This is a genomic window from Streptomyces sp. NPDC030798, assembly GCF_055572275.1.
Genome location: NZ_JBVIDR010000019.1, coordinates 31,129 through 57,918, shown reverse-complemented (window position 1 = coordinate 57,918; position 26,790 = coordinate 31,129). Strand labels below are relative to the sequence as shown.

The window sequence follows — 26,790 nt, the reverse complement described above, 5'->3', positions numbered from 1 at the left end:
CCTTGCTGTTGTCACTCACGCGGTGGCCTCCGCGGCCGCTCGGGCCGCCGCCGGGAGGGCGTCGGCGATCTTCTGGACGGCCCGCTCGTCGTGGGCCGTGGACACGAACCAGGACTCGAAGGACGACGGCGGCAGGTAGACGCCGTTCGACAGCAGCGAGTGGAAGAACGCGGTGTAGCGGAAGGACTCCTGCCGCTTGGCGTCCTCGTAGTCCCGCACCTGCCGGTCGGTGAAGAACACGGAGAACATGTTGGACGCCGTCTGCAGCCGGTGCGCGACGCCCTCCTTGGTGAGCGCCTCGGTGACGAGGGTCTGGATCTGCGCGGAGGCGGCGTTCACCGTCTCGTACGCGGCGTCGTCCAGGAGCCGCAGCTGGGCGAGCCCGGCGGCGGTGGCGACGGGGTTCCCGGAGAGGGTGCCGGCCTGGTAGACGGGCCCGGCGGGGGCGAGGTGGGCCATGACGTCGGCCCGGCCGCCGAAGGCCGCGGCGGGGAACCCACCGCCCATGACCTTCCCGAAGGTCATGAGGTCGGGCGTGACGCCCTCGATGCCGTACCAGCCGGAGCGGCTGGTCCGGAACCCGGTCATGACCTCGTCGGAGATGAACAGGGCGCCGTTCTTCTGGCAGGCGTCCTTCAGCCCCTGGTTGAACCCGGGGGCGGGCGGCACGACGCCCATGTTCCCGGGCGAGGCCTCGGTGATCACGCAGGCGATCTCCCCCGGGTGCCGGTGGAAGGCCTCCTGCACGGCCTCCAGGTCGTTGTACGGCAGCACGATCGTGTCGCCGGCCTGGGCGCCGGTGACACCGGGTGTGTCGGGCAGCGCGAAGGTGGCGACCCCGGAGCCGGCGGCGGCGAGCAGGGAGTCCACGTGCCCGTGGTAGCACCCGGCGAACTTGATCACCTTGGACCGGCGGGTGAAGCCGCGGGCCAGCCGGATCGCCGACATGGTCGCCTCGGTGCCGCTGCTGACCAGCCGCACCTGCTCCACGGGCGCCACCCGGGCGACGATCTCCTCGGCGAGCGCGACCTCGCCCTCACCGGGCGTGCCGAAGGACGTACCGCGGGCGACGGCCTCCTGGACGGCGGCGATCACCTCGGGGTGCGCGTGCCCGAGGATCATGGGTCCCCAGGAGCAGACGAGGTCGACGTACTCGCGCCCGTCGGCGTCGGTGAGGTAGGCGCCCTGCCCCGACACCATGAACCGGGGCGTGCCGCCCACGGCGCGGAAGGCACGCACCGGGGAGTTCACACCGCCCGGGGTGACGGCGGAGGCACGGTCGAAGAGCGCCTGCGACACGGGCGCTTCGTACGGATAGGGCTGTTCGCTGGGGGCACTCATGACGTGCGGTTTCTCCGGCTTCTCGGACTCCGGGTTGCGTGGTGACCTCCTCAGGGTAGGCCGCGTCGGCCGCGGCCCGGACAATCACCCGGCCCCTGCCGCGGCATCTGCGAGACTGAGAACTGATACACACAGCTCATACGGCACGTAGTGATCAGTGACCGGGAAGCTCCCGCGGACTCGATGGTTCACCGCACGTTTCGGCGGGCGGCCGTGGGGGAGGTCACTGACACGATGATCGGGTTGCGCGGCGGGGGCCGCGCATCCTAGAAAAGCAGTCGGGTGGAGATATGCATCGCGGTGGCGGACTGGGCGAGGGGACTGATGACCTGGGTCCTCGACGTGCCCGGCGGGGAAGGCACCGGCGCGAGGCGGAGGAAGCGACCGAAGCACGGCAGACAGGTGTACCGGGTGAGCCCGAGCGGTTCGACCGGCAGATCGACCGGGAGTTCGAGCAGCGGCTGGACCGGCCGCTGGAGCGGCCGGCCGACCGCCGGTCCGACTTCCGGGCCGACCGCCTGCGGGCGGGGAGCAGGAATGGTGGTCGGGTGGGGGTGACGTACAAATACTTCGGCGCGCCGGACGGAGCGACCGCGGCCCGCGTCCCCATCTCGATGCGCCCCGAGGAACTCGGCGGCGACGAGCTGGGCATGAACGGCATGTTCACCAAGATCAAGCCGGAGACGATGGCCGCGATGGTCCTCACCGGCATCGAAGGCGTACCCCTGCACAAGGTCCCGCCGCTCGAACTGGTCGTCCTGCACCCCGACTACGCGGTCGTCAAGCTCCCCATGACCGTCGTGGACCCCCTGCGGGGCATCGGCGAGGAGGCGGTGGGCGCGGCGGCCTTCATCTGGTCGACGGTGCCCGACCGGGGCGGCCCCCGGGACGCGTTCAATGTGTACCAGCTGCTGCACGAGTGGCAGGACTTCTCGCACCGGCTGCATGAGGCGGGGCATCAGCCTTATTGCCTGGTGTGGCCCTGAGCTGGGGTTTCATGGGGTTCGGGCGGGGTCTTCGGGTCCCGCCCTCTTCCGTGCCGGAGAGGGCCCGCTCGGGTGGAGCCGGCCGATGCCCCGGCCGCGCCCGGTGACGCAGCGGACGCGGTCCTTCAGGAGGCGCCGGAGCCGGTACGGAAGGCGAAAGCGGTGAAGGTCCCGGTCGCGTGGGTCTGATCGGGAGTACCGGAGACGCACTCCGAGGTCAGCCCGGGACGACCTCTCGGCAGCGGTGGGCTCACCAGGTCTTCGCAGCGGCGAGCAGATGCTCCCGGACGAGCGTGACGTGAGGACTGCTGGAACTGCCTGGGCGTTGGACGAGGTAGGCGGTGTTGATCGGGGGGTCCTCCGGCTGGTGCAGTAGCCGGAGGGCGCCGGAGGCCAGTTCGGTCCGGCACAGGTAGCTGGGCAGGACGCTCCAGCCGGCGCCGACCGTGAGAGCAGTGAGGACGCTGCGCAGGTCCGGGATGGTGATCGCGGCCTGGGTGTGCAGGCGGCGGTCGAAGACGTGGCGCCAGTAGCGGCGGGCGATGGGCAGGTCCTCGGCATAGGCGATCAGTGGCAGGCTTTCCAGGGCAGTGGGCAGTTCCTGTCCCTCGAGCCGTTCGGCCCAGACGGGGGCAGCGACCAGGACGAACTCCTCGTCGGTGAGGAGGTCGGTGTGCAGTGACCGGCCCCGGGGCCGACGGGTGGCGACGACGAGATCGTGGCGTCCGGCCCGCAGTTCCTCGAGCAGCGGTTCGGTCAGTCCAATGGCCACCCGCAGCCGGACGCCCTGCGCGACCAGCGGAGCCAGCGTCTGAAGGCCGAGGGTGCTCATGAACTCCGCGGGCCCGGCCAGGTGCACCGGTAGCGCGTTGCTGCACGGCTCCTCGCCGGTGATCTCGGCCAACTGATCCAGCGGCCCCGACAGGCGCATGGCAAGCATGTCCGCGTGGGGCAGCGGAGTGACGCCGTGCGCCCGGCGTTCGAACAGTTCACGGCCCAGGCGGTTCTCCAGCGCCCGGATCTGCGTGGTCACGGTGGACTGCGACAGGCCCAGCCGTCGTGCAGCGGCGGTGAAGGACCCCAGGCGGTGCACGGCAAGGAAGGTGCGCAACAGGTTCAGGTCCAGCGGACCGAACCCATGAGTGTCCTGATCGCTCACGGCATCGAGCCTACGGGTCTGCACGGCAGCCACCAGCCCGTCTGTCCCCGTGCAGGGCATCGGTTCGTCGATACCTGGTATCGATGCCTTCATTGGCGCGATTACTTCAGCAGCTTTAGCTTCGAAAGCCAGAACGCGCTGACGTTCGCAAGTCGGAACGTCAGCCGTGAACCCCCGGCTCCCGGAGACCACACCATGTCGAAGATCCTTTTCGTGATGACTGGCGCCGACCACTGGACGCTGGCAGACGGCAACAAGCGCCCGACCGGCTTCTGGGCCGAGGAGGTCGTGGCCCCGTACCAGGCGTTCACGGCCGCCGGCCACGAGATCGTCGTCGCCACACCCGGCGGCGTCGTACCGCCTCTGGACCAGGGCAGCCTGGCGCCCGAGTTCAACGGCGGCCAGGAGGGGGCGAAGAAGATGACGGACGCCCTCGCCTCGATCGGCGAGATTCAGCACCCCATCAGGCTGGAGGACGTCGACCTCGACGACTACGCCGTCGTCTTCTACCCCGGTGGCCACGGCCCGATGGAAGACCTGGCCGTCGATGCCACCTCCGGCAATCTCCTCATCGATGCCCTCGCCTCGGGCAAGCCGCTCGGCGTGGTCTGCCACGCCCCGGCCGCCCTACTGGCCGCCACCAAGGCCGACGGCAGCAATGCCTTCGCCGGCTATCGGCTCACCGGTTTCAGCAACGCCGAGGAGACCCAGACCGGCCTGGCGGCCAAGGCCAAGTGGCTGCTCCAGGACCGCCTGGTCGAGATCGGCGCGGACTACCAGGAGGGCGAGCCGTGGGCCCCGAACGTGGTCGTCGACCGCAACCTGGTCACCGGCCAGAACCCCGCCTCCGCCGGACCCGTCGCAGCCGAGATCCTCAAGAAGCTGGCCTGAACTTCGCACATCCGATTGCTGGGGCGACCAGACGCTGCTCTCGCCGGCCGGCCCCGTACGGGCGCAGTGCGCCACGCGGATGACATCGGCCGGCAAGCCGGGTGCGGGGCCGCCCTTCCACATCGGCGCCGGCGACGGCGACCCGTCCGCCTTCCAGCGCATCAACAGCGAGCAGTACCGGGCCGCCACCGTTCCCGAGCCGTTGACGCAGCAGGGCCGGCAGATCGTCGACGAGTTCCACCGCGCCTTCTCCGGCCGCCCCCCAGCGGCCATGTCGCCCCGGTCCACGTCAGCACGGCCGGCAACAGCGCCGGGGCGACGGCCTGGGACCCGCCGGGCTACCGGGAGGCGTACCGGAGGATCTGGGGCGGCTGAGCCACTCCCGCCGGGAGCGTCGGGCCGGTCCGCCCGGCGTCAGGATCCCCCGGCCGCGTACCGGACGCCGAAGCCGAACGCGCGGCGCCCGCCGGGTTCCAGAGAGAGCGCGGCGGCGTGTTCCGGGCGGTTGAAGGCGTCGGTCATCGCCTCGACGGGTTCCAGTGCGACGGCGGCCCGGCGGTCGCGCGCCAAGGTGTCCCCGGTGAAGACGTGCAGGTAGCCGCTGTGCTGCCAGACCGTCAGTTCCTCGCCGGTCGCCGGATCGCTCAGTACGGTCTCCGCCCGGCCGCCGGGGCCCGGGCACAGGTCGGCGAAGCAGGCGTCGATGACCGCGTCGCCGAGCCGTTTCGGCGTCCGGAAGTCCATGCCGGGGCAGTCGTCGAGCGGGAGCAGGGCGGCCTCGCCGGGCAGCGGGATGAGGGAGGCGTCGGTGCGCACCAGGGTGCGGGCGGGGATCCGCAGGACGAGGTCGTCGACGGGGCGCGACAGGGTGAAGTAGGGGTGCCAGCCCGCCGCGTAGGGGGCGGTGGTGTCGCCCACGTTCGTCGCGCGGACGGTGATGTCCAACTCCCGCCCGGAAACGGTGTATTCCACGGCGAGGTCGACGGCGAACGGGTAGCCGGGGTGCCGGCCCGGCCTGATGGCCGCACTGTGCAGCAGCAGGCGCGCGGAGTCGGCTGTCGTCGTGGCGTGGACGAGTGCGAACGGCGTCTCGCGGGCGAAGCCGTGGTAGATCGTGCGGTCGCCGTGGCGGCCGGGCAGCAGGTCGTGGTCCTGTCCGCGGTAGCGGTAGCGGCCGTCGGCGACGCGGTTGGGGAACGGGGCCAGCAGGCCGGCGCGTACGCCGTCCTGCGCCAGGAGTTCCGCTTCGTCGCGGTAGCCGTCCGTCAGCTCCGTGAGCCGGGTGTCCCCCGCGCCTTCGCGCCTGACCTGCCAGCTCAGCAGCGTCGCCCCGCGCAGGGCGATGACGGCGCGTGCGCCGCCGTCCGGCGCGGAGACGACAAGGGTGGGTTCGCCGCCGAGGCGGCTCTCGGCGATCCGGTACTCGGCGGTCATGACCCTCGGTGTTCCCCTCAGCCCGCTTCCGGGGCAAGCTTCTTGGCGCCCGTCATGATGGCCACCGCGTCCTCCATGGAGTGGGCCTGCGGGGTGATGACGCCGGCGCAGGCGCCGAGGCGCTGGATGTGGATGCGGTCGGCGACGTCGAAGACATTGGGCATGTTGTGGCTGATGAGGATGACGCCGAGGCCCTGGTCGCGCAGGTCCCGGACCAGCTTGAGGACCTGGCCGGTCTCCCGGACGCCGAGGGCCGCGGTGGGTTCGTCGAGGATGACGACCCGGCCACCGAAGGCACCCGCGCGGGCCACGGCCACGGACTGCCGCTGGCCGCCGGAGAGCGTCTCCACGGCCTGGTTGATGTTCTGCAGGGTGCTGATGCCCAGCCGCTTGATGTGGTCGGACGCCTGCTTCTTCATCTCGCCGGTGTCGAGCATGCGGAACACCGAGCCGAGCACGCCCTTGCGGCGGATCTCGCGGGCGAGGAAGAGGTTGCTGGCGATGTCCAGGGCGGGAGCGACGGCCAGGGTCTGGTAGACGGTCTCGATGCCGGCCTCGCGGGCGTCCTGGGGCCGCTTGAAGTGGACCTCCTTGCCGTCGACGAGGATGCTGCCCTGGTCCGGCACGAGGGCTCCGGACAGGCACTTGATCAGGGTGGACTTGCCGGCGCCATTGTCGCCGATGACGGCGAGGACCTCGCCGGGGTAGAGGGTGAGGTCCACGGCGTTCAGGCCGACGACCTTGCCGAAGACCTTGACCAGGCCCTTGGCCTGCAGGACGGGGGCGGTGCTGGTCGTCACGACTTCACACTCCGGATCCACTGGTCGACGGAGACAGCCGCGATCACCAGGATGCCGACTGCGAGGACTTGGTAGTTGGGGTCGATCCCGGCCAGCGCCAGGCCGTTGACGAAGACCTGGACGATGAGCGCGCCGATCAGCGAACCGACCACCACGCCGCGCCCGCCGAACAGGCTGGTGCCGCCGATGACGACGGCCGTGATGGACTGCAGGTTGGCGTTCAGACCGCTGTTGGGGTCACCGCCGCCGACCCGGCCGACCAGGATCCAGGCGCCCACGGCGATGGCGAAGCCGCCGACCAGGTAGGCGCTCATCAGCACCCGGTTGACGGAGATGCCGGCCAGCCGCGCGGCCTCGATGTCGTCGCCGACGGCGTACAGGTGCCGGCCCCAGGCGGTGTAGCGCAGGGCGTAGCCGATCACCGCGTACAGGGCGATCATGAGCAGCACGCCGTACGTCAGGTTCAGCTGCCCGATGGAGATCGTCTGGCCGCTCCACATCAGGATGTTGCCCGGCTGCAGCGAGATGGTCTGGCCCTTGGCGTAGATGAGCGTGATCGCGGTGAAGACGCTGAGGGTGCCGAGGGTGACGATGAACGGCGGCAGCTTGATCTTCGTGACCAGCAGTCCGTTGACGGCCTGGGCGGCGATGGCGACGACCGCCCCGGCGAGCAGGGCCGCGAGGCCCGGCAGATGGTTGTCGGCGACCAGCTTCGACATCAGCAGCGAGGCGAGCACCATGACCGCGCCGATGGACAGGTCGATGCCGGCGGTGAGGATGATGACCGTCTGGCCGACGGCGAGCGAGCCGATGACGGCGACCTGCTGGGCGACCAGCGACAGGTTCTGCAGTGCGTAGAAGCGCTCGTTGACCAGGGAGAACACGATCGCGGCGAGCACCAGGACGATGGCCGGGCTGAGGGCCGGCTGACGGTGCAGGACGGAGTGGATGCGCTGGGGCAGGGTGGCCGGCCGGTTGAGGAACTCCTCCACCGGTGCCGGTATGGCTTCGCTGTCCACGGGGGTGGTCACAGGGGGTCCTTCCGGTTCTGTCCCTCATACGGGCCTTCGTACGGCGTGCGTACGGCGTGCGTGCGGGCCTTCATACGGGCTGGTTCGCTCGTGCGGTGCGGGTGCGCCGCCGGGGTCGGGGTCCGGCGGCGCACCCGGCACGGATCGGGGGTCAGCTGCCCCAGCAGGCGGACGCGGCCTGCGACGGGGACTGGACGGTGACGCCGCCGACGGACTTGGCGGCGACGAGGGCGGTGCCGGTGTCGTAGAACGACTTGCCGTTGGTCACGCTGGGCTTGCTGCCGCCGCGGGCCAGCTTGGCGATGGAGCTGACGCCGAGGGCGGCCATCTTGCCCGGGTACTGCACGGCGTCCGCGGCGAACTTGCCGCTGGTGACGTTCTTCAGGCCCGCGCAGCTTCCGTCGATCGCGTAGATCGCGACCTTCTTCTCCTTGCCGGCCGCCTTCAGGGCGTTGTAGGCGCCCTCACCGGCGGGCTCGTTGATGGCGTAGACGACGTTGATGTCCGGGTTGGCCGACAGGCAGTTCTCCATGGCGGTGCGTCCGCCGTCGACGGCGCCCTGGGTGGGCTGGTGGCAGGCGATGGTGTACGTGCCGCCCTTGCCGCCGGTGTACTTGCCGGTCTTGGCCTCCTTGCCGTTCTCGGTCTTGCTGCCCGGGTCGATGCCCATGCCCTCGAGGAAGCCGTGGTCGCGGTTGATGTCGACGGAGACGACCTGGTTGTTGAACAGGTCGAGCATGGCGATGACCGCCGGCTTGCCGTTCAGGGCCGCCGCCGCGTACTGGCCGTCGAGCTTGCCGGCCTGCTCGTTGTCGGTGGCGTAGGTGATGTCCGCGACGTTCGCCGGGTTGGGCGCGGTGTCCAGGGCGATCACGAAGAGGCCGGCCTGCTTGGCGCGCTTCAGCGCGGCGTTGACCGCGTCGCCGTTGGTGGTGATGAGGATGCCCTTGTCGCCGCGCGAGATGGCGTTGTCGATGGCGGTGATCTGGGTCTGGGTGTCGCCGTCGCTGTTGCCCGCCGCCACCGTGAGGCTCACCTTGTCCTTGGCGGCCTGGGCCTTGGCGTCCTTCTCCATGCTGACGAAGTAGGGGTTGGTCAGCGTCTTCAGGATCAGCGAGACGCCCACCTTCCCGCCGCCCGAGCCGGATGCGGAGGAGCTCGAGTCGGAGGAGCCGCAGGCCGCGAGCGTGGCGCCGAGGCACACGGTGACGCCGATCGCTGCCGCCCGGATGCGCCGGCTGCGGCGGCCCGACGCCTGGCTGGTGGAGATGTTCATGGCTTGATCCCTTTCGGAGCCGTCCCTTGGCCGACGCTGAGACAACGTTGACTGACCGGGATACTGGGCCTCTATGGACGACTCCGTCAAGACACTGGTAAACATGCGTCCGCAACGAGTAGGTAACGCGCGATCGGTTGGAGACAACGATGACTCAGGGCGAGCCGCCGCCCCGGTCCACCCGCAGCCGCCCCACCATGCGTGAGGTGGCGGCGCTGGCCGGCGTGGCCATCAAGACGGTCTCGCGCGTCGTCAACGGCGTCCCCACCGTCGATCCGGCCATCGCCGCCCGGGTGCGCGAGGCCGCCGACAAACTCGGCTACCGGCCCAACCTGACCGCCAGCAGCCTGCGCCGCGGAGACGGCCGTACGGCCACGATCGGCATGCTCGTGGAGGACGCGGCGAACCCCTTCTCGGCCGCCCTGACCCGCACCGTGGAGAACGTGGCGCGAGAACGCGGGGTGCTGGTGCTGGTCGGCAGCCTGGACGAGGACCCGGCCCGGGAACGGGAGTTGGCCCAGGCGCTCATCGACCGGCGGGTGGACGGCCTGGTGATCGTCCCGGCGGGACGCGACCAGAGCTATCTGATCAGTGAGCAGCGCTCGGGCACCTGCATGGTGTTCGTCGACCGCGAGGCCGGGCTGCTCGACGCGGACGCCGTCGTCTCCGACAACCGGCAGGGCGCCGTCACCGCCGTCGACCACCTGCTGCGGGCCGGCCACCGCCGCATCGCCTACCTCGGCGACCGTGCGTCCATCCCCACCGCCGCGCAGCGCTTCGACGGCTACCGGCACGCCCTGGAGCTCGCGCACCTCCCCTACGACGAGGAGATCGTCCGCCACATCGGCTCCAGCGAGGCGGCTGCCATCGCCGCGACCGAGGAGGTCCTGGCGCTGCCGGATCCGCCGACGGCGCTGTTCACCAGCCAGAACTTCGTGACCATCGGCGCCCTCCGGGCGCTGCGCGCCAAGGGACTGCAGGACAGCGTCGCCCATGTGGGCTTCGACGACTTCCCCCTGGCCGACATCCTCAGCCCGGGCATCTCCGTCATCGCCCAGGACATCGAGCAGGTCGGCAAGACGGCCGCCGAGATGCTCTTCCGCAGACTGGACGGCGACCCGTCCGCCACCCGCACCGTCACCGTGCCGACCCGGCTGATCGAGCGGGGCTCCGGCGAGATCCCGGCCCCGAGGAGCACACCATGACCGCACCGACGCCCGCGGCGCAGGAGCCGCCCGCCGTGACCGTGATCGGTGAGGCCCTCATCGACATGGTGCAGTTGGGGGCGCCCGGCGACTACCGCGCGCATCCGGGCGGCAGCCCGTTCAACGTCGCCGTCGGTCTGGCCCGGCTGGGGCACCGCACCGCCCTGATGGCCCGGCTCTCCGACACCACCTTCGGCCGGCTGCTGCGATCCCACGCCACCGCCGAGGGCATCGACCTGACCCGCTCCCCGCACGCCACCGAGCCGACCACGCTGGCCGTGGTCTCCATGGACCCGCAGGGCCGGGCGAGTTACGACTTCTACCTCGACGGCACCGCCGACTGGCAGTGGACCGCCGCCGAGACCGCCCGCGTCCCCGACGGCACCGCCGTACTGCACTTCGGCTCCGTCGCCTCCTGGACGCCACCGGGCAGCGAGCACCTGCACACCGCCGCCGAACGGCTGCGCGCCCGCGACACGGCACTGATCAGCTACGACCCGAACGTCCGCCCCGCCCTGCTGGGTGACCCGGAGCGCGGCAGGCAGGCCGTCGAGCGCAGCGTGGGCGTCGCCCACCTCGTCAAGGCCAGCCGTGAGGACGTCGAGTGGCTCTACCCCGGCACCTCCCTGGACCGGATCGCCGCCCGCTGGCTGGACCTCGGCGCACTCCTCGTCGTGATCACCGACGGCCCCGACGGCGCCCACGCGTACACGGCCACGGGGAGCTTCACCCGCCCCGGCCGCGAGGTCGCCGTGGTCGACACCGTCGGTGCGGGCGACGCGTTCACCTCCGGGCTGCTCGGCGCCCTTCTCCGCCGCGGCCTGCACACCCCGCATCGCCTCTCCTCCGCCGGCCCGGCCGCGCTGTCGGCCGCCGTGGACGACGCGGTCCTCGTCTCCGCCCTCACCTGCGAACGCATGGGCGCCAACCCGCCCACCGCCCTGCCCCGCCCGCACCTCTCGGCCGACGCCCCCCTGACAGCGGCGGACTTCGCCTTCGCCGACAGAACCGCCGAGGACACCGGCGAGGGGGCCGGCACGCCGGACACCGCGCAGGCGGTCAGGAGCTGACGGTCCCTTCCCCCTTTCCCCGCTGCTGCTGAACGACCCTCACGCGTCGCTGCGCAGCAGGCGGTACGCCGCTCCCGTCAGGGCGAGCGCGGTCCAGGCGAGCAGGACCAGGAGGCCGGGCAGGGGGGAGAGGGTGGTGGGGTCGGGGGTCAGGGTGAACAGGGACTGGCCGGCGTGGCTGGGGAGGTAGGGGCTGATGTCGTTCTGCCAGGAGGTGGGCAGGAGCGAGGTCAGGCCGGGGATGAGCATCAGAGCGGCGACCAGGACCGAGATCCCGGCGGCCACGGATCGCAGCAGGGCGCCGAGGGCGGTGCCGATGACGCCGACCAGGGCGAGGTAGAGGCCGGCGCCCAGCAGACTGCGCAGGACTCCCGCGTGACCGAAGGCCATCGCGGCCGGCGTGTCGGCGACGATGCGGCTGCCGGAGAGGAAGGCGGTGAAGGCGCCCAGGGTGCCGACCGCCAGCGCGACCAGGCCGTACACGGCCGCCTTGGACCACAGCACGGGCAGCCGGCGCGGTACGGCCGTGAGGGTCGAGCGGATCATGCCGGTGGAGTACTCCCCCGCCGTGACCAGCACGCCGAGGACGCCGAGGGCCAGCTGGGCGAAGTTGGTGCCGAAGAGGGACAGGCTGAGCGCCGTCGACCGGGCGAACTCCTGGTCCATGCGCGGGGAGCCGATCAGGGACCGGTAGCGGATCGCGGCGATGAGCCCGAACGCCACGAGGAAGAGCAGGGCCAGGCCGAGGGTGATCCAGGTCGAGCGCAGGGACCACAGCTTGGCCCACTCCGCGCGCAGCACGCGCACCCCGGTCACCCGGTAGGCGGGGCGGGCCGTCCGGCCGGTGCCGGCGGTCTCGGTGAGGGTGCCGCTCATGCCGTCCTCCCGGCGGGCTCGGTCTCGCTCGTGACGGCCGACATGGAGCCGTGGTACTCCACCGCGTCCCGGGTCAGCTCCATGAACGCCTCCTCCAACGACACGCTGCGCGCGCTCAGTTCGAACAGGGGGATCCCGTGTTCCGCCGCCTTCAGCCCGATCTCGCGGGCGGTCAGGCCGGTGACCTGCAGTTCCTCCGAACCGGGCCGGCCGGTGACGTCGACGCCCGGGCCGGCCAGGACGTCCCGCAGCCGGGCCGGGTCCTGGGTCGCGACCTGCACGGTGGAGCCGTCCGCCGCGCGGACGAGGTCCTGCACGGTGGTGTCGGCGAGCAGCCGGCCCCGGCCCACGACGATCAGGTGGTCCGCCATCTGTGCCACCTCGCTCATCAGGTGGGAGGAGACGAACACCGTCCGACCCTCGGCCGCGAGGGAGGTCAGCAGGGTGCGGATCCAGCGCACGCCCTCCGGGTCGAGCCCGTTGACCGGCTCGTCCAGCATCACGGTCTGCGGGTCGCCGAGCAGCGCCGCCGCGATGCCGAGCCGCTGCCCCATGCCGAGGGAGAAGCCACCGGTCCGCTGCCTGGCCACGCTGCCCAGGCCGGCCAGGTCGATGACCTCGTCCACGCGGCGGCGGGGGATGCCGTGGGTCAGCGCCAGCGCCCGGAGGTGGCCGTAGGCCGAGCGGCCCGGGTGCACGGACTTCGCCTCCAGCAGCGCTCCGACCTCCTGCAGCGGCGCCCGGTGGCGGGCGTAGGGCCGTCCGTTGACGGTGACGGTGCCGCTGGTCGGGGCGTCCAGCCCGACGATCATCCGCATGGTCGTGGACTTCCCCGCGCCGTTCGGCCCCAGGAAACCGGTGACCGTGCCCGGCTTCACGACGAAGTCCAGCCCGTCCACGGCCGTCTTCTCCCCGTATCTCTTTGTCAGCTGCCGTGCGTCGATCATGCGCGCCCTCTCTCTCGGACCGGGCGCCCTTCGCGTCTGACGCCTCACCCGCAACGCTAGAGTCCGAATTGCCCTAGTTCCGTGGTATCGGGGGCTGAACGGGCCACAGAGGCGCGTGTGCGGGTCACCGGCTGCTCCGCTCGAGCCGATGCGTCACGGCTCGAGCGGCCATGGCTCCGGCCTCAGGCGGGGTGCGCGCGGAGCCAGTCCAGCACCTGCTCGGCGTGGTCACCGGGCGGAAAGACCGGATAGAAGGTGTGCTCGACCGTGCCGTCGCGGACGATCAGGGTCAGGCGCCGGAACAGCCGGGTGCCGGCCGCCTCGAAGGTGGGCAGGCCGAGGGCCGACGCCAGGGCCAGGTCCGGGTCGGAGAGCATCGGGAACGGCAGGTGCAGGCGGTCCACCAGCTCGCGCTGGTAGTCGGTGTCCTGGCTGGAGAGCCCGAGGACACGGCCGGCACCGGCGGCCAGGAGCTCCTGGAAGTGGTCGCGGAACGCGCATGCCTCGACGGTGCAGCCACGGGCGCCCGGAATCGAGTTCCAGCCCTCGGGGAGATCGGTGCCGGGACGGCCGCTGAGCGGGTACACGTAGATCACCGTCCGGCGCGGGCCGAGGGCGTCCAGCCGGACCCGGCGGCCCGTGGTGCTGGGCAGCGTGAGGGGTGGCAGGGCGGAGCCGGGGAGGTGGTCCGCCGCGCCGTCGTCCTGCGGGGACGGCAGGTCCGGGGGCAGTCGCAGATACTCGTCCGCGCGCGCTCCCGCACCGCCCACCGCGCGGTGGGCGGCCGCGTTGAGGTGCGAGATCAGTACGCTGCGGCGGGCGGTCAGCGCCTCGATCCGCTCGGTCAGTTCGTCGATGGCCTCGCGGTAGCCGGCCAGCGAAGCCGGGCAGTCGTCGCCGTGCGGGCGGCCCGCCGCGAGGCACTCCAGGAACGGCCGGGTGCGCTCGACGGCAATCCCCAGCTCGCGCAGGGCCCGGATCTCCCGGACCAGGCGCAGCTGTTCCTCGCCGTAGCTGCGGTAGCCGTTCGGCAGCCGCGCGGGCGTGATCAGACCCAGGGACTCGTAGTACCGCACCGCTTTGACCGTCGCCCCGGCCCGCTGGGCCAGCTCACCTATCCGCATGCCGCTCATGGCAGCGCACGCTAGACCCTGCCCCGAGGGGCAGGGTCAAGGGCGGGCTCAGTCGAGCCGAAGGCGGTCCGCGAGGCCGGCCCGCTCGAACGCGGCGACGACGTCCTCGCGTGTCTCCGTGAAGTGCGCCCAGCTGTCGCAGTGGGCCGGTACGACCCGCCGGGCCCCGAGGAGCTGGGCCGCCGTCGCGGCGCCGGCGGCGTCGAGGACCAGGAGGGCGTCGTCCAGGACGGCCAGCCGGGGAGCGCCCGCGAACAGCACGGCGGTGTCGACCGGGCCGTACCGGTCGGCGATCTCCTGGACCAGTTCCAGCGAGGCATTGTCCCCGCTGACGTAGACGGAGGGCAGGTCGGCGGAGGTCAGCAGGAAGCCGGTGACCTCGCCCACGACCGGCTCGGAGCCCTTGGGTCCGTGCAGGGCGGGCGCGCCGGTCACGGTGACGGTGCCGCCGTCGGGGCGGCTCAGCTCGACCGCCTCCCAGGGAGTGAGCGCCCGGGCGGTGCCGCCGAGGCGTTCGGCGGCGCTCGGGGTGGTGAGGGTGCGGGGCACCTCGGCGAGCAGGGCGCGGCCGGAGTGGTCGAGGTTGTCGGCGTGCTGGTCGTGCGAGAGCAGGACCACGTCGACCGGGCCGAGCTCGGCCCGGGTCGTCCGGGGCGGTGCGGTCTTGGTCAGGACGCGGCCGCTGGGCGCGGGGTAGTCGCCGGGGCCGTCGAAGGTCGGGTCGGTGAGGAAGCGGAGTCCGCCGTACTCGACGAGGACGGTGGGACCGCCGAGGACCCGGACGGGGATGCGCTCGTTCACCTGGGCGGGGGCCGGGTCGGCAGAAGCCATGATGCACCTCACGGTCGAAGTTTTCTCACGGATGAATACTCCTCCATCCGTGAGACGACGGTAGCCGTTTCTCACGGATGGGCGCAAGCCGTACCATGAGACTCATGAGAGGGAGCGTGGATGAGGAGCCGGCGCCGCCGCCCGCGCCGGGCGCGGAGCAGTACCCGGCCCTGGACCTCGCCAACAGCGCCGTCGCCCTGCCCGGCGGCCAGTCACTGGACCTGATCGGCACGCCGGCCGCGGCCAACCAGTGGCTCACGCGGCACGGCATGGCCCCGGCCGACGCCGGCATGCGCGAGGTCTGCGCGTCCCGGCTGCGCGCCCTGCGCGAGCAGATCCGCGCCCTGCTCGCCTCCCACGTCGAGGGCCGGCCCGCCCCCGCCGACGCCATGGACGCCCTCAACGACGCCCTCACCCGTGCGCCCGCGGCCGCCCTGCTGCACTGGCATCCCGAGCGGGGGCTGTACCGGGCGGCCGCCCATCCCACCGCGCAGATCGTCGAACACGCCCTGGCGGTCCTCGCCGCCGACGCCGCCGACCTGCTCACCGGGCCCGACGCCGAGCGTCTCACCGCGTGCGGCTCCAGCCCCTGCAACCGCTACCTGCTGCGCCACGGCCGCCGCCACTGGTGCTCCACCCGCTGCGGCGACCGCGCCCGTGCGGCCCGCGCCTACGCCCGCCGCACGGGGTCCGGCACGGCATAGACCCACGGCGGGCCGCTTCTCGCCGCAGACGCCTCGGCAGTACGGCGGCCGACTGGTCGGTGCGGAGGCCACGCCCATCCGACCGACGCGTCCCACGCCGTCATCTCCGCGCACGCCGCGTCGTCACCCGTGAGGGCCACCACCGGGGCGCCGAGGGCCGCCGCGGTGGCGTGGGCGAGGCCGATCTCGCCGGCGGGCGGCCGTCCGGCCACATGTCCTGTACAGCGCCTCGGGGAGCAGATTGCACATGGGGCCGCGGGCGTCGTTCACCAGGGCGGCGCCCGCCCCTGCCGCCAGCGCGCCTCGTACGGCCGCGTTGGCATCCTCGGCCATCATGGAGCGGCCCCGCTCGGAGTCCCGCCCGCCGGGCTGGACGTCGTCGGAGTCCACCAGTCCGGTGACGCCTTCCATGTCGACGCTGACGTAGATCTGCATGGAGCCGACCCCAACCCGACCCTACGTAATGTAGGTTCCCAACCGCCAACGGCCACTTGTCTGTTCAACGGGGGACACATGCAGGACACGGAGACGGAGCCCGGCCCGGTGGGGCGGATCGGCGTGCGCGGCCTCGCCCCGACGCTAACCCTGCTGGTGGTCAGCCTGATGGTCGCCGCCGTCGGCGTGTACGAGCTGTGCGGCTTCGGGCTGCACAGCCTCGACCGGCGCCCGCACCTGTTCAGCGACGGTCTCGCCACCGGCGGGGTGATCGTCGCCGTGGTGGCGGCCGGGGCGGCGGTCGGCAACCTGGCCTGGACCCTGGCGTCGGCCCGACGCGGCACGGAGGCCTCCGGCGGGTAGCGGGCTGTGCGACCCTGTGCACCGGACGGGGCCGCGTCGGCACCCGCGCTACCCTACACGTTGTAGGGTCAGCGTTGCCCCGTCCCCTTCCCCAAGGTGCCCGTCACCATGCCCGCTCACCAGTCGAGCCTGATCTCCCCACAGGTTCCCGCTCAGCGCAAACTCCCCCTCCCCGCCCTGCCCGGCGGCGACGACCGGCTCCGCGCCCGCGCCGCGGCGGCCACCGTCTGGTATCTGCGGCTGCAGGCGGTGCTCAACATCGCTGCGGTGCTCTCGCTGCCGTTCCGCGAGGAGGTGCACGAGCACAACGCGGGCGAGTTCTTCACCCCGTACCTGGCCACCGCCGGCCTGGTCTCGGCGGCCCTCGCCCTGTTCCTCGCCGTGGTGATGCGCCGCCGCAAACGCGCCGCGTGGGTCTTCAACCTGCTCCTGGCCGGCCCCCTCTTCGGCCTCTACGTCCTCGCGCTCACCCGCGCCCCCTACCGCGAGCACCTCTTCAACTGGCTCTCCGCCGCTCTGACCGGCCTGTTCGTGGCGGCTCTGCTGCTCGGCCGGCGCGAGTTCGACGCCGTCGGCGACCGCTCCAACCCGCGTCTCGCGCTCGCCGTCGGCACGGGCGGCGTCCTGGTCAGCGGCACGCTCGGCACGCTGCTGGTGCGCGCGACGAACACGCTGCCGGGTGCCGGCCTCAAGGACGAGATCGCCTACACCCTGCTGCGCGGCATCAGCGTCGGCCCGCTCGCCGACCGCGTCGACGCCGTGCACGCGCCCCGCTGGGTGGACGTGATCGTCAACTTCCTGATCGCCGCGACCTTCCTGCTCGTCCTCTACGCCTGCTTCCGCGCCCCGCGTGGCGCGTGCCTGCTCGGCGCGCAGGACGAGGACCGGCTGCGGGAACTGCTCGACCGGCACGGGGAGCGGGACTCCCTGGGCTACTTCGCGCTGCGCCGCGACAAGGCGGTCATGTTCTCCCCGAGCGGCAAGGCGGCCGTGACCTACCGTGTCGTCGGCGGGGTCAGCCTGGCCTCCGGCGATCCCATCGGCGACCCCGAGGCGTGGCCCGGCGCCATCGACGCCTGGCTCGCCGAGGCCCGCCGGCACGCGTGGACGCCGGCCGTCATGGGCGCGAGCGAGGAAGCGGGCACGATCTACGCCCGGCGCGGTCTGGACGCCCTCGAACTCGGCGACGAGGCGATCGTCGACCTCGCGGACTTCACCCTGGAGGGGCGGGCGATGCGGGTCGTCCGGCAGGCCCACAACCGGGTGCGCCGGGCCGGGTACACCGTCCGCATCCGGCGCCACGAGGACATCCCCGCCGAGGAGATGGCCGTGCTCGTCGACCGCGCCGACCACTGGCGCGACGGCGCCACCGAGCGGGGCTTCTCCATGGCCCTCGGCCGCCTCGGGGACCCGGCGGACGGGCGCTGCGTGATGCTGGAGTGCCGGGACGCGGAGGGGCAGCCGCGGGCGCTGCTCAGCTTCGTGCCCTGGGGCGAGCACGGGCTCTCCCTGGACCTGATGCGTCGCGACCGGGCCTGCGAGAACGGGCTGATGGAGTACATGGTGGTGGAACTGCTGCTCCGGGCCGAGGAGTTGGGCATCCGCCGGGTTTCCCTGAACTTCGCGATGTTCCGCTCGGTCTTCGAACGCGGCTCCCGTCTCGGCGCCGGTCCGGTCCTCCGCCTCTGGCGCTCGACGCTCACCTTCTTCTCCCGCTGGTGGCAGATCGAGTCCCTCTACCGCGCCAATGCCAAGTACCGCCCCGTCTGGGAACCCCGCTTCCTGCTCTTCGCCAAGACCAGCGACATCCCGAGAATCGGACTGGCCAGCGCCCGAGCGGAGGGCTTCCTGACCCTGCCGGGCCTGGGCGGCCGCTAGCGAGGACCGGCGCACCGACGACTCCGGTGCGGCCCGGCGGGCACCGGCGTACGGCCACCGGCCGCCCGCCGCCCGCACCCCACGGCGCCGCACCCGCCGACGCGCGGCCCAGGCCCCTCGGCCCACGCCGGATGCCCCTCAGCCGCCCCCTCGGGCATGACCGCTCCCACTCCCCGCGAGCCCTCCGCCCACAGTGAAGCCGATGACCGCCCCGCCGCCCTCCCGCCGGAAGGCGAACGGCGCCCCGCCGTGCGCCATGGCGACCTCGCGCACGATGGACAGCCCGAGCCCGGACCCGGGCAGGGAGCGCGCGTCGGCGGCCCGGTAGAAGCGGTCGAAGATGCGGATGAGGTCGCCCTCGGCGATGCCCGGCCCCCGGTCGAGGACCTCGACGCGCACCGTGCCCGACCGCGCGGGCCCGGTGATGTTGATCTCGATGGGCGCGCTGCCCTCCCGGTCGAACTTCGCCGCGTTCTCGACCAGGTTCGACATCGCCCGCTGCAGCATCCCCGGCCGCCCCTCGGTGCTGGTCTCGCCGCTGACCCGCAGCACGATCTGCCGGCCGGTGCGCCGCTTGGCCAGCCCCACCACGTCCTCGGCGAGGTCGGCGAGGTCCACCCGCTGCGGCGGCTCGGCGTCGGACTGCCCGGCCGCGAGATCGACCAGCTCGTTGACGAGGTCGGTCAGCTCGCGGGCCTCCTGGGTGAGGTCGGCGACCAGATCCTCCCGAGTGGCGGGCGGCAGCTCGTCGATGCGCCGCAGCAGCGAGATGTTGGTGCGCAGCGAGGTCAGCGGGGTGCGCAGCTCGTGTCCCGCGTCCTGGACCAGCCGCCGCTGGTCCTCCTCGGACTGGGCGAGCCGCCCCAGCATGCGGTCGAAGGCACGGCCGAGCCGGCCGACCTCGTCCAGGCCCGCGACGGGCACCTCGATGCCGAGCTGCCGGGTGCGGGCCACGTCCTCGGCGGCGGAGGTCAGGACCACCAGGCGACGGGTGATGCGGCGGGCGAGCCACCAGCCGAACAGCCCGGCGGCGACGACGACCGCCGCCATCAGGATCAGCGTGCGCTGCTGCAGCGCGCGCAGCAGGTCCTCGGTGTCGCTGAACTCCTGCGCGACCTGCACGGCGCCCTTGCCGTCGCCGAGCGCGACGGTGGCGATGCGGAACAGGTCCTCGCCGACCCGGACGTCCTTGTGCTCGACCAGTCTCCCGGCCGCCCGCGCGCGGGCCACGCCCTTGTCGCGGGCGGTGACCGGCAGCACCGGGCTGCCGTGGTCGACGATCTCCCCGCGCGCGCCGAGCACCTGCACATCGGTGCGGGCCGGCCGGACCAGGTCGTGGCCCGGCCGCGAGGAGGAGAAGTCCTCCGGGACCATCTCGTGCTGCCGCACCTCGTCCTGGACGTCCTGCACGACCTGCGTGAACACCGACTGCTGGTCGACCCGGACGAGCCGGGCGGCGGAGCCGTACGACAGGATGCCGGTGAGGATCGTGACGGCGGCCGTCACGGCGGCGAAGGACACGGCGAAGGTGGTGCGCAGGGAAACCAGCTTGGGCCGTGGCCCGGCCGGCGGCCAGCCGCCGGCCACTAGTCCTCCCGCAGCACGTAACCCACGCCCCGCACCGTGTGGATGAGCTGCGGGGCGCCGGGCTCGTCGAGCTTGCGGCGCAGGTAGCCGACGTACACGGCGAGGTTCTTGGAGCCGGGGCCGAAGTCGTAGCCCCAGATGCGGTCGTAGATAGTGGAGTGGTCGAGCACGATGCCCGCGTTGCGCACCAGCAGTTCCAGCAGCTCGAACTCCGTGCGGGTCAGCTCCAGCTCGCGACGGCCGCGCCAGGCCCGGCGGGCCTGCAGGTCCATGAGGATGCCCGCGGCCTCCACCTGCCGGTCGGAGGCCGGCGCCTCCCGTCCGCCGTCGCCGCCCGCGCCGGCGCCCCCCGCGGGCACGGGGCTGGTACGGCGCAGCAGCGCGCGCAGCCGGGCGAACACCTCCTCGACGTCGAACGGCTTGACCACGTAGTCGTCGGCGCCGGCGTCCAGGCCGGCGATCCGGTCGGCGGTCTCCACCAGGGCGGTGAGCATGAGGATCGGCGTGCGGTTGCCCTCGGCGCGCAGCACCCGGCAGACCTGGAGCCCGTCGATGCCCGGCATCATCACGTCGAGGACGAGGACGTCCGGCGGGGTCTTGTGGGCCTGCGCCAGTGCTTCCACCCCGTCGGCGACCGCCGTCACCTCGTAGCCCTCCAGGCTCAGGGCACGCTCCAGGGCATGACGGATGGCACGATCGTCTTCGGCGAGCAGCACATTCTGGGGCACGCCCCCAGTCTGCCAAGGCCCGCGGCGGTTGGGCCGGGGCGATCGGGCGTACGATCACCCTTTTTACCCGCCTCTCACCGTCACAGAGGCAACCGCGAGGACGCGCCCTACCGTCTTCTCACCGCGACTGCTCGCCCGCCCGGGCCATGAGCGCGGCGTGCGTGGGCGCCTCGGGCACGTCGGCCGGGCGCCCGACGGCGAACTCCTTGCGCAGTACCGGTACGACCTCCTCGCCCAGCAGGTCGATCTGCTCGAGCACGGTCTTGAGCGGAAGCCCGGCGTGGTCCATCAGGAAGAGCTGGCGCTGGTAGTCGCCGGCGTACTCGCGGAAGCCCAGCGTCTTCTCGATCACCTGCTGCGGCGAGCCCACGGTCAGCGGGGTCTGCTCGGTGAACTCCTCCAGCGACGGCCCGTGGCCGTACACCGGGGCGTTGTCGAAGTACGGCCGGAACTCCCGGACCGCGTCCTGCGAGCGGTGCCGCATGAAGACCTGGCCGCCGAGCCCGACGATCGCCTGCTCCGGGGTGCCGTGACCGTGGTGGGCGTACCGGGTGCGGTACAGCTCGACCATGCGCCTGGTGTGGTCGGCGGGCCAGAAGATGTTGTTGTGGAAGAAGCCGTCGCCGTAGAACGCGGCCAGCTCGGCGATCTCCGGGGAGCGGATCGAGCCGTGCCAGACGAACGGCGGTACCCCGTCCAGCGGGCGCGGCGTGGAGGTGAAGCCCTGCAGCGGGGTGCGGAACCTGCCCTCCCAGTCGACGACGTCCTCGCGCCACAGCCGGTGCAGCAGGGCGTAGTTCTCGACGGCGAGCGCGATGCCCTGCCGGATGTCCTGGCCGAACCAGGGGTAGACCGGCGCGGTGTTGCCCCGGCCCGTCATCAGGTCCACCCGGCCGTCGGCCAGGTGCTGCAGCATCGCGAAGTCCTCCGCGATCTTCACCGGGTCGTTGGTGGTGATGAGGGTGGTGGAGGTGGAGAGGATCAGCCGCTCGGTCCGGGCGGCTATGTGACCGAGCAGGGTGGTCGGCGAGGAGGGCACGAACGGCGGATTGTGGTGCTCGCCGGTGGCGAACACGTCCAGCCCCACCTCCTCGGCCTTGAGCGCGATCGCGACCATCGCCTTGATCCGCTCGTGCTCGGTCGGGGTGCGCCCCGTCGTGGGGTCCGGCGTGACGTCGCCGACCGTGAAGATCCCGAACTGCATGGCCGCTCACCCTCCAGGTTGTTTACTGTTCAACTATACAGATCGAACAGTCACCCTCGGGATCCGTATTCCAGTACTCGACGACCAGGCCCGGACCGGGCGGGCTACGCGGGGCGGCGCAGGCGGGCGAGCTGCTCCCCGCTGAACTCCACCGTGCGCTCCATGTGCCGGACGATCACGGCCAGCTCGGTGTCGTCCAGCTCGTCGAAGATCCGCGACCAGTCACCGGCCAGCGCGTCCCACATCCGCCCGAACTCGGCGATCCGCTCCGGCACCGTCACGACCATCACCCGCCGCCGGTCCGCCTCGTCCCGACGCCGCACGACGTACCCCGCCCGCTCCAGCCGGTCCACCAGCCGGGTCGCCGACCCCGTCGTCAGCCCCGTCAGCTCCGCGACCCGGCCCGTGGTGACCGGCTCCGCCTCCAGCGTCAGCAGGTTCAGACACTGCAGATCGGTGGGGTGCAGCCCGATGCGGTCGGCGACGGCCTGGTTGAACAGGGCGTAGGAGGCCATGTACCGCCGGGACACCACCGCCAGCTCCGCCAGCAGCCCGGACCGCCCGGTCCCGTTCCCGGCCATGCCGCACTCCCCTTCGCCCGCTGCGCCCGCGTGAAGCAGCGATCGTACGACGCCGAGAGCATCGGCGACCGGCGGCTCAGAAGGCGTACGCGTCCCCGGTGTCCAGGACCAGCACCTTCATCCGGTCGTTCGTCCGGTCCTTGTCCACCGCGCCCCCGCCCCAGGCGGTGTCCACCTCCAGCGTCACCTCCGACGGCTTCTCCTTCAGCCGCACCCCCACCTCGATCTCCTTCCCCGCCCCGCCCGCCGACAGCGCCCCGGTCCCGCACACCACCGTCCGCTCGTCCGTGCGCGCGCACCTGTCCGGCACCTGCTGCTCCGGCGCGAGCGGCACCGACCAGCGCAGCAGCACACTCGCGCCGGACACGGCGGACGGCCCGTTGTCCCGCGGAGTGAGCCGCACCTGCACCTGGTCCCCGTGCATGACGGCACTCCCGTGGAAGGCCAGATCCGCCTCCGGCGCCGGTGCCGCCCAGGCCGCCGCGCCCACGCCCACGGCCACGGCCCCGCACACGCTCACGCTCACGCCCAGCATCCACGTCCGCCTCATCCGCACGCCACCTCGCCTCGGCCCTCGCTCGTCCCTGTGCCGTACGGATGTATGCCACGCGCACCGGCTCCCAGGCGCCCTCGAACAGGTGACGCGGCCCCGGCGTGCGAAGCTGCCCGCATGCCGATCGTCCGCTCCGCCGCCCTCTTCGTCCTCGCCGCGCTCTTCGAGATCGGCGGCGCCTGGCTGGTCTGGCAGGGCGTACGCGAACACCGCGGCCTGCTCTGGATCACCGGCGGGGTCCTCGCCCTCGGCGCCTACGGCTTCGTCGCCACCTTCCAGCCCGACGCCCACTTCGGCCGCGTCCTCGCCGCGTACGGCGGCATCTTCGTGGCCGGCTCACTGCTGTGGGGCGTGGTCGCCGACGGCTACCGCCCCGACCGCTGGGACATCACCGGCGCCCTGATCTGCCTGGCGGGCATGGCCGTCATCATGTGGGCGCCGAGGAACGGCTCCTGAGCCTCACCTACCCTGGACGCAGCGACGATCCCGTACCCCCAGGAGCAGCCCATGGCCCCCGCCGCCCCGTCCGCCGCCTCCCGCATCGCCGTCGTCACCGGTGCGAGCAGCGGCATCGGCGCCGCCACGGCCCGCCGGCTCGCCGAGGCCGGCTACCGGGTCGTCCTCACCGCCCGTCGCAAGGACCGCATCGAGGCCATCGCCGAGGAGATCAACTCCGCCGGGCACGCCGCCACCGCGTACCCGCTCGACGTCACGGACCGTGCCGCCGTCGACGAGTTCGCGACGGCGTTCAAGACGATCGGCGTCCTGGTCAACAACGCCGGCGGCGCGCTGGGCGCCGACCCGGTCGCCACCGGGAACCCGGACGACTGGCGCACGATGTACGAGACGAACGTCATAGGCACCCTGAACCTCACCCAGGCCCTGCTGCCGAAGCTGGAGGCCGGCGGCGACGGCGTGGTGGTCGTCGTCTCCTCCACCGCCGGCCACGGCACCTACGAGGGCGGCGCCGGCTACGTGGCCGCCAAGCACGGCGCCCATGTCCTCGCCGAGACGCTGCGCCTGGAGATCGTCGGCAGGCCGGTCCGCGTCATCGAGATCGCCCCCGGCATGGTCAGGACCGACGAGTTCGCCCTGACCCGCTTCGGCGGCGACGCGGAGAAGGCCGCCAAGGTCTACGAGGGCGTGGCCGAGCCCCTCACCGCCGGCGACGTGGCCGACACCATCACCTGGGCGGTCACCCGCCCCAGCCACGTCAACGTCGACCTCCTCGTCCTGCGTCCCCGCGCCCAGGCCTCCAACACCAAGGTCCACCGGGAGCTGTGATGCCCACCCCCGACGACTCCCTCGAAAAACGCCGCCTGGCCCAGGAGACCAAGGACGAACGCCAGGTCTGGTACTTCCTGGCCTACTTCCTCTTCGGCATCCACATCGTGGCCTTCGTCATGATCTACGCGGTACGGCACGCGAAGTGAACGAGGGTTCTGCTCCGGGGGTCAGCCCTTGACGCAGACGACCTGCTTCAGCTTGGCCACCACCTCGACCAGGTCGCGCTGCTGGTCGATGACCTGGTCGATCGACTTGTAGGCGCCCGGGATCTCGTCCACGACGCCGGAGTCCTTGCGGCACTCCACGCCCCGGGTCTGGTCCTCCAGGTCCTTGGTCGTGAAGCGGCGCTTGGCCGCGTTGCGGCTCATCCGCCGACCCGCGCCGTGCGAGGCCGAGTTGAAGGACTTCTCGTTGCCGAGGCCCTTCACGATGTACGAACCCGTGCCCATGGAGCCCGGGATGATGCCGTACTCGCCGGAGCCGGCGCGGATGGCGCCCTTGCGGGTGACGAGCAGGTCCATGCCGTCGTACCGCTCCTCCGACACGTAGTTGTGGTGGCAGGAGATCTCCGGCTCGAAGGTCGGCTTCGCCTTCTTGAACTCCTTGCGGATCACGTCCTTCAGCAGCGCCATCATGAGCGTGCGGTTGTGCCTGGCGTACTCCTGCGCCCAGAACAGGTCGTTGCGGTAGGCCGCCATCTGCGGGGTCTCCGAGACGAAGACCGCCAGGTCACGGTCGACCAGCCCCTGGTTGTGCGGGAGCTTCTGGGCCACGCCGATGTGGTGCTCGGCGAGTTCCTTGCCGATGTTCCGGGAGCCGGAGTGGAGCATGAGCCAGACAGAACCGGTCGTATCTGTGCACACTTCGACAAAATGGTTGCCGCTTCCGAGCGTTCCCATCTGCTTCACAGCACGTTCCTGACGGAACCTCACCGCATCGGCCACCCCGTCGAACCGCCCCCAGAACTCCTCCCACCCTGCGGTGGGCAGCCCGTGGAAGTCACCCGGCTCCACGGGGTTGTCGTGCATCCCCCGTCCCACCGGAATCGCCTGCTCGATCTTCGAGCGGAGGCGGGAGAGGTCACCCGGGAGGTCGTTGGCGGTCAGGGACGTCTTCACCGCCGACATTCCGCAGCCGATGTCCACGCCCACCGCCGCCGGGCACACGGCGCCCCGCATCGCGATGACCGAGCCGACCGTCGCGCCCTTGCCGTAGTGCACGTCGGGCATGACGGCGAGGCCCTCGATCCAGGGCAGGGTGGCGACGTTCTGGAGCTGGCGCAGGGCCACGTCCTCGACCGTCGCGGGGTCGGTCCACATGCGGATCGGGACCTTCGCGCCCGGCATCTCCACGTACGACATACGTTCCTCATTCCCCCGACGAAGACAACAAAAGAAGCAAAGAGCAGGAAAACGCAAAAGCCGCATCGAAGTCGATGAAAAGGGACAAGGGACCGGCGTCCACGGCAGTGCGTGCGATACACATTGTCTCCAGGGGACGCCCCGCCGCAGCAAGCGAATAACCTGCGGGGACCCCGCGACACCCAGCGAACGCACACCGTCGAGAGGAGCCCGACCGTGCAGCGGAAGGCGTACGTGACCGGTACCGCCGCCCTCCTCGCGGCGCTGCTGGCCGGCTGCACGAGCGGGTCGGGAGGCGGTGACCGGACGGACGACGCCAATCCGGGCGACGCCGGTACGGCGACGGTGGCGGCTCAGCCCGGCAAGTACCGCAGCCTCCCGGAGCCCTGCGGCGCGGTCGACCACGACACGCTGGACTCCCTGCTGCCCGGCATCAAGCAGATCACCGACCCCGACCAGCGGGACAAGGCGTACCAGGGCGATGCGTCGCTGACGTACAACACCGACCGCAAGACGGGCTGCCGTTGGAAGGTGGAGTCCGCCGACGCCACCGACCGTCTGTCGGTGGACTTCGAGCGCGTGGTGTCGTACGACAACGCCGTCAGCGACGACGACCAGGCGCAGAAGCTGTTCCAGGAGAAGGAGACGGCCGCCGACCTGCCCGCGCCCAGTGCCACGTCGTCCGCGCCGAGCCCCACGGCCACGGCGAGCGGCAGCGCCTCCCCGTCCGTGTCGGCGTCCGTGTCGGCGTCCCCGTCCGGCTCCGACTCCGCCTCCGCCTCCGCCTCCGGTGCCACCGCTGCCGATCTGCAGCCGCGTGTGCTGACCGGTCTCGGTGACGAGGCGTATCTGGACGACGCGCTGAGCACCTCGGGTTCGACGGCCGAGCAGCGGACGGTGACTGTGGTGTTCCGCACGTCCAACGTCATCGTGACCATCGAGTACGAGGAGCAGCCGATGGCCACGGGAACGGTCCCCGACAGCAAGGAAATGCAGGACAGGGCCCGTAATCTGGCGTCTCAACTGGACGACGCGCTGGGCGAGTGAGGGCCTGTCGGGTCCCGTCCGCCCCCGCCCGCAAAGCGAGCGAACCGAAACCGCACGGCTCCTTCACCGCGTACCGTGGCCC

Annotated in this window: 29 protein-coding genes and 1 pseudogene; 12 read left to right on the top strand and 18 right to left on the bottom strand. The window is 71.9% G+C overall.

What is annotated here, in order from left to right:
• Positions 1-15 precede the first annotated feature (15 nt).
• Positions 16-1,341, bottom strand: coding sequence for a glutamate-1-semialdehyde 2,1-aminomutase (gene hemL / locus ACZ404_RS33265; protein ID WP_468446477.1), 1,326 nt, complete (start codon positions 1,339-1,341; stop codon positions 16-18).
• A gap of 548 nt (positions 1,342-1,889) precedes the next feature.
• Here hemL and ACZ404_RS33260 point away from each other — a divergent pair.
• A complete protein-coding gene (locus ACZ404_RS33260) occupies positions 1,890-2,327 on the top strand; it encodes a hypothetical protein (protein ID WP_003974483.1) in 438 nt (145 codons plus the stop codon).
• Between the two features lie 250 nt (positions 2,328-2,577).
• On the opposite strand, the gene ACZ404_RS33255 is transcribed toward ACZ404_RS33260, so the two are convergent.
• A complete protein-coding gene (locus tag ACZ404_RS33255) occupies positions 2,578-3,486 on the bottom strand; it encodes a LysR family transcriptional regulator (RefSeq protein ID WP_468446475.1) in 909 nt (302 codons plus the stop codon).
• A gap of 195 nt (positions 3,487-3,681) precedes the next feature.
• Between ACZ404_RS33255 and ACZ404_RS33250 the strand changes: the two genes are divergently transcribed.
• Positions 3,682-4,377 carry a type 1 glutamine amidotransferase domain-containing protein gene (locus tag ACZ404_RS33250; protein ID WP_468446473.1) on the top strand — a complete coding sequence of 232 codons (696 nt, stop codon included), beginning with the start codon at positions 3,682-3,684 and terminating at the stop codon, positions 4,375-4,377.
• Positions 4,378-4,462: 85 nt separating this feature from the next.
• A pseudogene (locus tag ACZ404_RS33245) lies at positions 4,463-4,752 on the top strand (substrate-binding domain-containing protein); the annotation flags it as partial.
• Positions 4,753-4,791: 39 nt separating this feature from the next.
• Here the strand turns inward: ACZ404_RS33245 and ACZ404_RS33240 are convergent.
• The 4 genes from ACZ404_RS33240 to ACZ404_RS33225 all read right to left on the bottom strand — a co-directional run bounded on the left by ACZ404_RS33240 (position 4,792) and on the right by ACZ404_RS33225 (position 8,918).
• Complete coding sequence (locus ACZ404_RS33240; protein ID WP_468446471.1) at positions 4,792-5,811, bottom strand: aldose epimerase family protein; 1,020 nt, start codon at positions 5,809-5,811, stop codon at positions 4,792-4,794.
• A gap of 17 nt (positions 5,812-5,828) precedes the next feature.
• Entirely contained in the window at positions 5,829-6,611 is a 783-nt protein-coding gene (locus ACZ404_RS33235; protein WP_468446470.1) for an ATP-binding cassette domain-containing protein, read from the bottom strand.
• Complete coding sequence (locus ACZ404_RS33230) at positions 6,608-7,642, bottom strand: ABC transporter permease (RefSeq protein ID WP_468446468.1); 1,035 nt, start codon at positions 7,640-7,642, stop codon at positions 6,608-6,610. The genes ACZ404_RS33235 and ACZ404_RS33230 overlap by 4 nt, the downstream gene beginning before the upstream one ends.
• Positions 7,643-7,793: 151 nt before the next feature.
• Positions 7,794-8,918: a substrate-binding domain-containing protein gene (locus ACZ404_RS33225; protein WP_468446466.1), complete on the bottom strand. Its 1,125-nt coding sequence runs from the start codon at positions 8,916-8,918 to the stop codon at positions 7,794-7,796.
• A 149-nt stretch (positions 8,919-9,067) separates the two neighbouring features.
• Between ACZ404_RS33225 and ACZ404_RS33220 the strand changes: the two genes are divergently transcribed.
• Both ACZ404_RS33220 and ACZ404_RS33215 read left to right on the top strand, forming a co-directional pair.
• Positions 9,068-10,123 (top strand): LacI family DNA-binding transcriptional regulator, encoded by a 1,056-nt coding sequence (locus ACZ404_RS33220; protein WP_468446464.1) that lies wholly within the window; start codon positions 9,068-9,070, stop codon positions 10,121-10,123.
• Positions 10,120-11,193: a carbohydrate kinase family protein gene (locus ACZ404_RS33215; RefSeq protein ID WP_468446462.1), complete on the top strand. Its 1,074-nt coding sequence runs from the start codon at positions 10,120-10,122 to the stop codon at positions 11,191-11,193. Before ACZ404_RS33220 ends, ACZ404_RS33215 begins: the two co-directional genes overlap by 4 nt.
• A gap of 39 nt (positions 11,194-11,232) precedes the next feature.
• On the opposite strand, the gene ACZ404_RS33210 is transcribed toward ACZ404_RS33215, so the two are convergent.
• The 4 genes from ACZ404_RS33210 to ACZ404_RS33195 all read right to left on the bottom strand — a co-directional run bounded on the left by ACZ404_RS33210 (position 11,233) and on the right by ACZ404_RS33195 (position 14,980).
• Positions 11,233-12,069, bottom strand: coding sequence for an ABC transporter permease (locus tag ACZ404_RS33210; RefSeq protein WP_468446460.1), 837 nt, complete (start codon positions 12,067-12,069; stop codon positions 11,233-11,235).
• Positions 12,066-13,016 carry an ABC transporter ATP-binding protein gene (locus tag ACZ404_RS33205; RefSeq protein WP_468446458.1) on the bottom strand — a complete coding sequence of 317 codons (951 nt, stop codon included), beginning with the start codon at positions 13,014-13,016 and terminating at the stop codon, positions 12,066-12,068. The genes ACZ404_RS33210 and ACZ404_RS33205 overlap by 4 nt, the downstream gene beginning before the upstream one ends.
• Before the next feature lie 182 nt (positions 13,017-13,198).
• Entirely contained in the window at positions 13,199-14,140 is a 942-nt protein-coding gene (locus ACZ404_RS33200; protein WP_468446612.1) for a redoxin family protein, read from the bottom strand.
• A gap of 57 nt (positions 14,141-14,197) precedes the next feature.
• Complete coding sequence (locus ACZ404_RS33195) at positions 14,198-14,980, bottom strand: MBL fold metallo-hydrolase (RefSeq protein ID WP_468446456.1); 783 nt, start codon at positions 14,978-14,980, stop codon at positions 14,198-14,200.
• Between the two features lie 95 nt (positions 14,981-15,075).
• On the opposite strand from ACZ404_RS33195, the gene ACZ404_RS33190 reads away from it, so the two are divergent.
• Complete coding sequence (locus ACZ404_RS33190; RefSeq protein WP_468446454.1) at positions 15,076-15,684, top strand: CGNR zinc finger domain-containing protein; 609 nt, start codon at positions 15,076-15,078, stop codon at positions 15,682-15,684.
• On the opposite strand, the gene ACZ404_RS33185 is transcribed toward ACZ404_RS33190, so the two are convergent.
• Both ACZ404_RS33185 and ACZ404_RS33180 read right to left on the bottom strand, forming a co-directional pair.
• A complete protein-coding gene (locus tag ACZ404_RS33185) occupies positions 15,651-15,896 on the bottom strand; it encodes a M55 family metallopeptidase (RefSeq protein WP_468446452.1) in 246 nt (81 codons plus the stop codon). The genes ACZ404_RS33190 and ACZ404_RS33185 overlap by 34 nt on opposite strands.
• Complete coding sequence (locus ACZ404_RS33180) at positions 15,808-16,119, bottom strand: M55 family metallopeptidase (protein ID WP_468446450.1); 312 nt, start codon at positions 16,117-16,119, stop codon at positions 15,808-15,810. Before ACZ404_RS33180 ends, ACZ404_RS33185 begins: the two co-directional genes overlap by 89 nt.
• A gap of 78 nt (positions 16,120-16,197) precedes the next feature.
• Here ACZ404_RS33180 and ACZ404_RS33175 point away from each other — a divergent pair, with 78 nt between their 5' ends.
• Entirely contained in the window at positions 16,198-16,482 is a 285-nt protein-coding gene (locus tag ACZ404_RS33175; protein WP_468446449.1) for a hypothetical protein, read from the top strand.
• 108 nt (positions 16,483-16,590) lie between these two features.
• Positions 16,591-18,360: a phosphatidylglycerol lysyltransferase domain-containing protein gene (locus ACZ404_RS33170; RefSeq protein ID WP_468446447.1), complete on the top strand. Its 1,770-nt coding sequence runs from the start codon at positions 16,591-16,593 to the stop codon at positions 18,358-18,360.
• 138 nt (positions 18,361-18,498) lie between these two features.
• Here the strand turns inward: ACZ404_RS33170 and ACZ404_RS33165 are convergent, their stop codons facing one another.
• The 5 genes from ACZ404_RS33165 to ACZ404_RS33145 all read right to left on the bottom strand — a co-directional run bounded on the left by ACZ404_RS33165 (position 18,499) and on the right by ACZ404_RS33145 (position 23,010).
• Positions 18,499-19,947 (bottom strand): sensor histidine kinase, encoded by a 1,449-nt coding sequence (locus ACZ404_RS33165; RefSeq protein WP_468446445.1) that lies wholly within the window; start codon positions 19,945-19,947, stop codon positions 18,499-18,501.
• The gene (locus tag ACZ404_RS33160) at positions 19,947-20,675 is read right to left on the bottom strand and encodes a response regulator transcription factor (RefSeq protein ID WP_468446443.1); all 729 of its coding nucleotides are present in this window, start codon (positions 20,673-20,675) and stop codon (positions 19,947-19,949) included. Before ACZ404_RS33160 ends, ACZ404_RS33165 begins: the two co-directional genes overlap by 1 nt.
• A 118-nt stretch (positions 20,676-20,793) precedes the next feature.
• Positions 20,794-21,879: an LLM class flavin-dependent oxidoreductase gene (locus ACZ404_RS33155; RefSeq protein WP_468446441.1), complete on the bottom strand. Its 1,086-nt coding sequence runs from the start codon at positions 21,877-21,879 to the stop codon at positions 20,794-20,796.
• Positions 21,880-21,983: 104 nt separating this feature from the next.
• The gene (locus tag ACZ404_RS33150) at positions 21,984-22,460 is read right to left on the bottom strand and encodes a MarR family winged helix-turn-helix transcriptional regulator (RefSeq protein ID WP_468446439.1); all 477 of its coding nucleotides are present in this window, start codon (positions 22,458-22,460) and stop codon (positions 21,984-21,986) included.
• Positions 22,461-22,536: 76 nt separating this feature from the next.
• Complete coding sequence (locus ACZ404_RS33145) at positions 22,537-23,010, bottom strand: hypothetical protein (RefSeq protein WP_468446437.1); 474 nt, start codon at positions 23,008-23,010, stop codon at positions 22,537-22,539.
• A 120-nt stretch (positions 23,011-23,130) separates the two neighbouring features.
• Between ACZ404_RS33145 and ACZ404_RS33140 the strand changes: the two genes are divergently transcribed.
• The 3 genes from ACZ404_RS33140 to ACZ404_RS33130 are packed head-to-tail and all read left to right on the top strand — an operon-like array spanning position 23,131 to position 24,446.
• Positions 23,131-23,469 carry a YnfA family protein gene (locus tag ACZ404_RS33140; protein ID WP_468446435.1) on the top strand — a complete coding sequence of 113 codons (339 nt, stop codon included), beginning with the start codon at positions 23,131-23,133 and terminating at the stop codon, positions 23,467-23,469.
• 51 nt (positions 23,470-23,520) lie between these two features.
• On the top strand, positions 23,521-24,297 hold the full coding sequence (locus ACZ404_RS33135; RefSeq protein WP_468446433.1) for an SDR family NAD(P)-dependent oxidoreductase: 777 nt from the start codon (positions 23,521-23,523) through the stop codon (positions 24,295-24,297).
• Positions 24,297-24,446 (top strand): hypothetical protein, encoded by a 150-nt coding sequence (locus tag ACZ404_RS33130; protein ID WP_468446431.1) that lies wholly within the window; start codon positions 24,297-24,299, stop codon positions 24,444-24,446. Before ACZ404_RS33135 ends, ACZ404_RS33130 begins: the two co-directional genes overlap by 1 nt.
• Before the next feature lie 21 nt (positions 24,447-24,467).
• Here the strand turns inward: ACZ404_RS33130 and ACZ404_RS33125 are convergent, their stop codons facing one another.
• The gene (locus tag ACZ404_RS33125; RefSeq protein ID WP_468446429.1) at positions 24,468-25,661 is read right to left on the bottom strand and encodes an RtcB family protein; all 1,194 of its coding nucleotides are present in this window, start codon (positions 25,659-25,661) and stop codon (positions 24,468-24,470) included.
• Between the two features lie 216 nt (positions 25,662-25,877).
• On the opposite strand from ACZ404_RS33125, the gene ACZ404_RS33120 reads away from it, so the two are divergent.
• Positions 25,878-26,708 carry a DUF3558 domain-containing protein gene (locus tag ACZ404_RS33120; RefSeq protein WP_468446427.1) on the top strand — a complete coding sequence of 277 codons (831 nt, stop codon included), beginning with the start codon at positions 25,878-25,880 and terminating at the stop codon, positions 26,706-26,708.
• Positions 26,709-26,790: the final 82 nt, after the last annotated feature.